At 67.5% G+C, this 7245-nt stretch carries 11 protein-coding genes and 1 other RNA gene; 3 read left to right on the plus strand and 9 right to left on the minus strand.

What is annotated here, in order from left to right; all coding sequences use genetic code 11:
* Positions 1 to 8: 8 nt before the first annotated feature.
* Positions 9 to 635, minus strand: coding sequence for a thiamine phosphate synthase (gene thiE, locus QRO91_RS09000; RefSeq protein ID WP_049428288.1), 627 nt, complete (start codon positions 633 to 635; stop codon positions 9 to 11).
* A 34-nt stretch (positions 636 to 669) separates the two neighbouring features.
* Between thiE and QRO91_RS09005 the strand changes: the two genes are divergently transcribed.
* Positions 670 to 894 (plus strand): rubredoxin, encoded by a 225-nt coding sequence (locus QRO91_RS09005; protein WP_014038358.1) that lies wholly within the window; start codon positions 670 to 672, stop codon positions 892 to 894.
* 78 nt (positions 895 to 972) lie between these two features.
* On the opposite strand, the gene QRO91_RS09010 is transcribed toward QRO91_RS09005, so the two are convergent.
* The 8 genes from QRO91_RS09010 to QRO91_RS09045 all read right to left on the minus strand — a co-directional run bounded on the left by QRO91_RS09010 (position 973) and on the right by QRO91_RS09045 (position 5043).
* On the minus strand, positions 973 to 1818 hold the full coding sequence (locus QRO91_RS09010; protein ID WP_005410904.1) for a SirB1 family protein: 846 nt from the start codon (positions 1816 to 1818) through the stop codon (positions 973 to 975).
* Between the two features lie 135 nt (positions 1819 to 1953).
* Positions 1954 to 2400: a DUF192 domain-containing protein gene (locus tag QRO91_RS09015; protein WP_049428291.1), complete on the minus strand. Its 447-nt coding sequence runs from the start codon at positions 2398 to 2400 to the stop codon at positions 1954 to 1956.
* A 21-nt stretch (positions 2401 to 2421) separates the two neighbouring features.
* Positions 2422 to 3069 carry a ribose-5-phosphate isomerase RpiA gene (gene rpiA, locus QRO91_RS09020; RefSeq protein ID WP_006389802.1) on the minus strand — a complete coding sequence of 216 codons (648 nt, stop codon included), beginning with the start codon at positions 3067 to 3069 and terminating at the stop codon, positions 2422 to 2424.
* A gap of 23 nt (positions 3070 to 3092) precedes the next feature.
* Entirely contained in the window at positions 3093 to 3572 is a 480-nt protein-coding gene (locus QRO91_RS09025; protein WP_100443674.1) for an EVE domain-containing protein, read from the minus strand.
* Entirely contained in the window at positions 3569 to 4162 is a 594-nt protein-coding gene (locus QRO91_RS09030) for a 5-formyltetrahydrofolate cyclo-ligase (protein WP_049428294.1), read from the minus strand. The genes QRO91_RS09025 and QRO91_RS09030 overlap by 4 nt, the downstream gene beginning before the upstream one ends.
* Positions 4163 to 4245: 83 nt before the next feature.
* Positions 4246 to 4431, minus strand: a non-coding RNA gene (gene ssrS, locus QRO91_RS09035) — 6S RNA.
* A gap of 97 nt (positions 4432 to 4528) precedes the next feature.
* Positions 4529 to 4825 carry a cell division protein ZapA gene (locus tag QRO91_RS09040; protein WP_049428297.1) on the minus strand — a complete coding sequence of 99 codons (297 nt, stop codon included), beginning with the start codon at positions 4823 to 4825 and terminating at the stop codon, positions 4529 to 4531.
* The gene (locus QRO91_RS09045) at positions 4822 to 5043 is read right to left on the minus strand and encodes a TIGR02449 family protein (RefSeq protein WP_005410898.1); all 222 of its coding nucleotides are present in this window, start codon (positions 5041 to 5043) and stop codon (positions 4822 to 4824) included. The genes QRO91_RS09040 and QRO91_RS09045 overlap by 4 nt, the downstream gene beginning before the upstream one ends.
* A 154-nt stretch (positions 5044 to 5197) precedes the next feature.
* Between QRO91_RS09045 and QRO91_RS09050 the strand changes: the two genes are divergently transcribed.
* Together QRO91_RS09050 and QRO91_RS09055 are read left to right on the plus strand one after the other, a co-directional pair.
* Positions 5198 to 5746 carry a UPF0149 family protein gene (locus QRO91_RS09050; protein WP_049428299.1) on the plus strand — a complete coding sequence of 183 codons (549 nt, stop codon included), beginning with the start codon at positions 5198 to 5200 and terminating at the stop codon, positions 5744 to 5746.
* A gap of 5 nt (positions 5747 to 5751) precedes the next feature.
* Entirely contained in the window at positions 5752 to 7074 is a 1323-nt protein-coding gene (locus QRO91_RS09055) for an aminopeptidase P N-terminal domain-containing protein (protein WP_100443692.1), read from the plus strand.
* The last annotated feature ends 171 nt before the right edge of the window (positions 7075 to 7245 follow it).

Consider the following 7245-nt stretch of genomic DNA (forward strand, 5'->3'; position numbering starts at 1 on the left):
CCTGGGCATTACGCGAACTGGGCGAGGTAGGCGCGCTGGGTCGCGACCGGGTCCGGTGCGGCATAGATACCGCTGACCACGGCCACCAGATCGGCGCCGGCGTCGATGATGGGACCGACATTGTCCGGCGTCAGCCCGCCGATCGCCACCCGCGGCACGCCCAGTGCGGCGCTTTGCCGCAGCAGGTCGGTATGGGCGCGGCTGGTGGTGATCTTGGTGGTGGTCGGGAAGAACGCGCCGAAGGCCACGTAGCTGGCGCCGGCAGCCACGGCCTTCTCGGCATTGGCCAACTGGTCGTAGCAGGAGGCGCCGATGATGGCGTCGGGGCCGAGCAGGGCGCGCGCGCTGGGGATGTCACCGTCGGTGCCGCCCAGGTGCACGCCGGCCGCGCCCACGGCCTTGGCCAGCGCCGGGTCGTCGTTGATGATCAGCGGCACGCCGCGCTCCGCGCACAGCGCCTGCAGGGCGGTGGCCTGTTCCTGCCGCAGCGCGTCGTTGGCGGTCTTGTTGCGGTACTGCAGCCAGGTGCCGCCAGCGGCCAGCAGCGGCGCGGTACGGGCCAGCAGGTGCGCGGTATCGGGCTCGTCCGGGGTGATCAGGTAGACGCCGCGGGGCGCCGGGGAAGCAGAAGTCATCGATGGCTACCGGTGCGTGGGCCGCGATGGGACAATGGCGGCCCGTGAATCCAGCCCTGATTATCCGATGAGCGATGCCACCCCCACCACCTTGCGCACCTGGATGTGCGTGGTCTGCGGCTTCCTTTACAGCGAAGCGGAAGGCTTGCCGGAGGAGGGCATCGCGCCGGGGACGCGCTGGGAGGACATCCCCGAGACCTGGACCTGCCCCGATTGCGGGGTGACCAAGGCCGATTTCGAGATGGTTGAAGTCGATTGACCGGTAGGGCCTGCAGGCCCTTCTGTGGGTGCGGACCGTTGGGGTGGGTGTGGACCGTTGGTCCACACACCGACTCCCTCAATGCAGCCGCGGCACCGGCCCGCCCAGGTCGATCAGCTTCTCACGCAGCCACTGCGCATCGCTGGCCTCGGGATTGCGCTTCAGGTACTGCCCCAGGTCGTGGCGGGCACCGGCCAGATATTCCAGCTGCAGATAGGCCAGGCCGCGATCCCGCAGCGCGTCGTCCTGCTCCGGGGCCAGCTTCAGCAGGCGATCGGCACTGCGTGCAGCGCGGTCCCACTCGCCGGCCTCGGCGTACACGCCATGCAGGTTACGCAGCATGCGCATCAGGATCGCGCGCGCCGGCGCCGGGTCAAGGATCTGCGCCAGCACCTGGTCATCGGGCATCTGCCCGCCCAGGTGTGATTTGGCGCGTTCGCGCAGTTCGTCCACGTCCAGTGGTCGGCCGCCGTTGAACGGGTCCATCACCAGCACGCCGTCGTCCACCGGCAGGCGCACCAGGAAGTGCCCGGGGAAGGACACGCCATCCAGCGGGATGCCCAGCCGGCGCGCGACTTCCATCTGCACAAGCGCCAACGAGATCGGGTTGCCCAGGCGCCGCTCGAACACCTGGTTGAGGTAGCTGTTGCGCGGGTCGTAATACTCGTCGTGGTCCCCGCTGTAGCCCAGCTCGTCGAACAGGTGGCGGTTGATCGCCGCCATCTTCAAGGGGCTGTTGTCGATGCTCTCCACTTCCGAGCGCAGGTGGTCGACATGGCTCTGGATCAGCGCGTCGTAGGTGGACGGCTGCAGATCGGGGTATTCATCGCGCGCGATCAGCAGCGCGGTCGGCAACAGTGGCAGCGCCTCGTCTTCGAGGTCGGCCAGTGCATCCCAGTCGGGGAGTGTGATCCGGTCCTGCATGGCCACAGACTGGCGGCAATTGCAGACGGTTTCAAGCGGTGTCGCGTGAAAAATTCCGGGGTCAGATCCCTTTCGCTTGCGAAAGGGATCTGACCCCGGTCAGGTTGGATTGCCGGCCAGCGGCCGGCACTACCATTATTTTTCGATGCCCGGGCCGAAGGTCAGCGCAGTGCCGTCCTTCAGCTTGAGCTTCTCGGCCTGGCCGGCGTTGAGCTCGAGCACGTACCGGGCCGGGCCACCGCTGGGATACGGCGGGCACATGTCGCCGGCCGAGCACGGCGGTACGTCGCGCTGCTGGCTGACCAGCCTGCGCTCGCTGTCGAAGTACAGGATGTCGAGCGCGATCTTGGTGTTCTTCATCCAGTACGCCTGCATTTCCTCGCGGTCGTGGATGAACAGCATGCCGTGGTCGGCCGCCATCTGGTCGCGGAACATCAGCCCGCGCGCGCGGGTTTCATCGTTGGTGGCCAGCTCGACCTGGTAGCGGGCGCCATCCAGTTCGACCCAATGGCGGGCCGCGTCGGTGGCACAGCCGGCCAGGGCCAGCAGCGGAAGCATCAGCAGCGAACGCAACAGCGACATCGTCAGGATCCTTCGAAAGGGTCAGAGCACGACCGGTGGCTCGCCACCGACGATCACCACATCGGCGCGGCGGCGTGCGAACAGGCCGACGCAGACCACGCCCGGCAGCTGGTTGAGTTCGCGCTCCAGCTTTTCCGGATCGGTGATCTGCAGGTTGTGGATGTCCAGGATCTGGTTGCCGTTGTCGGTGACCACGCCTTCGCGCCAGGTTGGCTGGCCGCCGGTCATGTCGCGGATCTGGCGGGCGACCAGGCTGCGCGCCATCGGGATCACTTCCACCGGCAGCGGGAACTTGCCCAGCACCGGCACCTGCTTGCTCGGGTCGACGATGCAGATGAAGCGCTCGCTGGCCTCGGCGATGATCTTCTCGCGGGTCAGCGCGGCGCCGCCGCCCTTGATCAGGCACTTGTTAGCGTCGCACTCATCGGCGCCATCCACGTACAGCGACAGGTTGCCGCTGTGGTTCAGCTCGATCACCTCGATGCCGTGCTGCTTCAGGCGCGCGGTGCTCTGCTCGGAGCTGGACACGGCCCCCTTGATGCGGTGCTGGATGCGGGCCAGCGCATCGATGAAATAGGCCACGGTGGAACCGGTGCCGACACCGACGATCATGCCGTCTTCAACGTACTCGATGGCTTTCTCGGCGGCCAGGCGCTTGGCTTCGGACATGGGAAGAACTCTCAGGCAGGGAATCAGGATTTCTTTTCCAGCGACAGCAGCAGCTTCCACTGCGCAGCGGTCACCGGGAACACCGACAGGCGGTTGCCCTTGGCAACCAGCGGGAAGCCTTCGCCGAGCTCATCAGCGTGCAGCTTGATCTCGTCCAGCGCGATCACCTGCTTGAGCTTGCGGTCGAAGCCCACGTCCACCAGCATCCAGCGCGGGTTTTCGCGCGTGCTCTTGGGGTCGTGGTAGTCGGACGTCGGATCGAACTGGGTGTCGTCGGGGTAGGCCGGGCTGGCCACCGTGGCGAGGCCGACGATGCCGGGCACCTTGGTATTGGAGTGGTAGAACAGGATGCCGTCACCCACCTGCATGCCATCGCGCATGAAGTTGCGCGCCTGGTAGTTGCGCACCCCGTTCCAGGGTTCGACCTTGACCTTGGCCAGGTCATCGATGGAGAAGGCGTCCGGTTCGGACTTCATCAGCCAGTAGCGCTTGCGGGCGGTCATGCGTTCACGGGGGCAGCGGAGGGGAACAGGGTGCCGTCTTCGGTGCAGATCGCGTCCACCGGCACGTCCCACGACGCCACCGGCAAGGCCTCGACCTGCTGCACCGCGAACGCAGCACCGACCAGCCAGGGCGGCGCCGGCCGGTCGTGGCGGAAGGCGAAGCTGCGATCATACCAGCCGCCCCCCATGCCCAGCCGGCGGCACTGCGCGTCGAAGCCCACCAGCGGGGTCACTACCAGCGCCATCTGTGCCGGTTCCAAGGTGTCTTCCAGCGCCACGTCCGGTTCGGGAATGCCGTAGCGGTTGCTGGTCAGCGGCTGCCCCGGCCGCCACGGTGCGAAGCGCAGCACCTCACCGGCCAGCACCGGCAGGCAGTAGGTGAGGCCTTCGGGCAGTTGCAGCTGCCAGCGGTGAAGGGCGATTTCGCCATCCAGCGCCCAATAGCCGGCCACGGCGCCTTCGCGCGGGGCGAACGGCAGGGCGAGCAGGGCGTCGGCAAGCGATTCGGCGGCGGCAATGCGCGCAGCGGCGGAAAGGTCGCGGCGGCGTTGCCGCAGGTCGTGGCGCAGGGCCTGGCGCGGGTCGGTCATGGCAGCGTGCGGCAAGGAACAGCCGTCATTGTGCCGCAAAGAACAAGGGCGACGCCCGAAGACGCCGCCCTTGCTGGAATATTGCATTCTCCGCAATGTCGATGCATGCGAAACGACCTTGAACCCGGGGGCTCAAGTGGGAACGCTGGAGAACCATCGGGCTTCCCGCTACAAGGCGGACCTGCACTCCCGGCGCTGTCGCGCTCCCGGTGTCGTTCTTAAGGGACAAGGCGAATGTTTGCACATGCCGTCGAGTACCGCAGAGAACGCGTGGCCATTATAGCCAGCGAGCAGAATCTGGATAGGCCGTTCGTCGGCAACAGTCCGTGCCAATTCAGATATGAGAAGACGCGTTGTGCACGATCTTCAGGCGCCGCTGTCGATGGCGCGGTCCAGGCGCCGGTTCAGGTCGGCCAGCGTCTGCTGCAGGGCCACCGCCTGGCGGGCGTTCTCGTCGCGCAGCTGCTGCAGTTCGTGGGCCAGGTTCAGCGCGGCCAGCACGGCAACGCGATCGACGGCGGCCATGCGGTTGCTGCCGCGGATCTCGCGCATGCGCGCATCGAGCAGGCGCGCGGCCGCCATAAGGCTGTCGCGTTCATCGCCACCGACGCCCACCGTGTATTCACGATCGAGGATGCGGACACTGACCGGTTCGGCGCTCATGTGTGCTGCTCCAGGGATTTGAGCCGGCTGATCATTGCTTCCACCCGCGAGCGTGCCTGCTCGTTCTTGGCCAGCAGCGTGGAACGCTCGGCCACCAGCTGTTCCTGCTGGTGGCGCAGGCTGCGGTTCTCCTCGGCCAGGCGCTGGTTGCGTTCAAGCAACGCCTCCACGCGGGCGGCGAAGTCCTGCAGCTGGGCAAGGGGATCGGCGGGTTCCATGCGGGCACGATAGGCAAGCCGGGTAAGGGCGGTCAAGCGTTGTCGCAGCAAGGCTGGACAGCTGCGGAGAGGATGCCGTCGGGTTGCTACACTACCGGGTCTCACGGGCGCGCGCGTGCGCGTCCCGGGTTTCCTTATCCGAACGAGCCGCACGATGACCGAACTTCCCTCCGTCGACGACGTTACCCGCGCCAGCCAGGAACTGGGCCTGGGCGCCACCGCTGCCGAACTGCACGGCGCGCTGTGCGGCTGGCTGGCCGCCGGCGGCGCCCCCGGCAACGACTGGCCGGCGCGCGTGCTGGCCGACGACAACCTGCCGCCGGTGGCCGCCGGCAGCGTGCTGGGGCAGCTGCTGCAGGCCACCATCAAGCAGCTGGAAGACCGCGACTTCGCCTTCGAACTGTTGTTGACCGACACCGACGACGTGTCCGCGCAGGCCGATGCCATGTTCAGCTGGACCCGCTCGTTCCTGGGCGGCTTCGGCCTGGGCAGCGGCGGCCGCCGCCCGGCCCTGTCCGAAGAGGGCGAAGAAGCGCTGACCGACATGGCCAGCCTGGCGCGTGCGTCCAGCGAGGATTTCGAGGCCGGCGGCGATGATGACGACGAAGCCCTGTCGGAGATCGAGGAGTTCATCCGCGTGGCGGTGCTGCTGCTGCACGGCGACGTGGTGCTGGCCGCGCGCCATCGGCAGCGCCTGAACTGATGGATATCAAGCAGCGCACCGGCATCGCGGCCGGCGAATACAAGCGTCGTCGCCGCCAGCTGATGGACATGGCCGGCGAGGACGCGATCCTGGTGCTGCCGGCCGCGGCCGAGAAGGTGCGCAGCCTCGATACCCATTACCCGTTCCGGCAGGATTCGGACTTCCAGTACCTGAGTGGTTTCCCGGAGCCGGAAGCGGTGCTGGTGTTGATCCCGGGCCGCCGCCACGGCGAAGCCATCCTGTTCTGCCGCGAGCGCGATGCCGAGCGCGAGGCCTGGGATGGCAGCCGTGCCGGCCAGGAAGGGGCGGTGGCGCACTACGGCATGGACGATGCCTACCCGATCGACGATCTGGACGACATCCTGCCGGGCCTGCTGGAAGGGCGCTCGCGCGTCTACTACCACTTCGGCCGCGATGCCGACTTCGACCTGAAACTGATCGGCTGGGTCAACCGCGTGCGTTCGCAGGTGCGCCACGGCGCGCAGCCACCTCATGAGTTCCTGGAGCTGGGCCACCTGCTGCACGAGCAGCGCCTGTTCAAGTCCGGCGCGGAGGTGGCGCTGATGCATCATGCCGCGCAGATCAGCGTGCGTGCGCACCTGGCGGCGATGCGGGCGGCCAGGGCGGGTATCCACGAATACGAACTGCAGGCCGAGCTGGAGCGCGTGTTCCGCGCCAACGATGCCGTGCCTGCGTACTGCAGCATCGTCGGCGCCGGCCGCAACGGCTGCATCCTGCATTACCGCGACAACAACGCGCGTTCGCGCGATGGTGAGCTGGTGCTGATCGATGCCGGTGCCGAGTACCGCGGCTATGCCAGCGACATCACCCGCACCTTCCCGGTGAATGGCCGCTTCAGTGCCGAGCAGCGCGCGCTGCACGATCTGGTGGGCGAGGCGCAGACCGCGGCGCTGGCGCAGGCCAAGCCGGGCGTGCCGTACGAGGCCGGCCACCTCGCCGCAGTGCAGACCCTGACCGAGGGCCTGCTGCGGCTGGGCCTGCTGAAGGGCACGTTGGAAAAGAACCTGTCCGAAGGCCTGTACCAGCGCTTCTACCGGCACAAGACCGGGCACTGGATCGGCATGGACGTGCACGACGTGGGCGATTACCGCCTGGCGGGCGACTCGCGCTTGCTGGAGCCGGGCATGGCGTTCACCATCGAGCCGGGGTTGTACATCGGCGTGGATGACACGACGGTGGAACCGCGCTGGCGCGGCATCGGTATCCGTACCGAGGATGACGTGCTGATTACCGGCGACGGCCATCGGGTGCTGACCGAAGGGCTGGCGCGCAGTGCCGACGAGATCGAAGCGGTGATGGCGGGGTAAGGGGTTATCGGCAGGGCTTGCAGCCCTGCACCTGCTTCAAGCCAGGGCAACATCCGAAGCAACAGCAACAGCGGGCATTCCGTGGGATGGCGGGGCACTGTGGGTTTGCGGGGACGCCGTAAACCCGTCCATGGGGGCTTGGTCGCCGCATCCATGCGGCTCACACCCCGC

Source organism: Stenotrophomonas maltophilia group sp. Smal32 (assembly GCF_030237085.1).
In the GTDB taxonomy this organism is placed as follows: domain Bacteria; phylum Pseudomonadota; class Gammaproteobacteria; order Xanthomonadales; family Xanthomonadaceae; genus Stenotrophomonas; species Stenotrophomonas maltophilia_Q.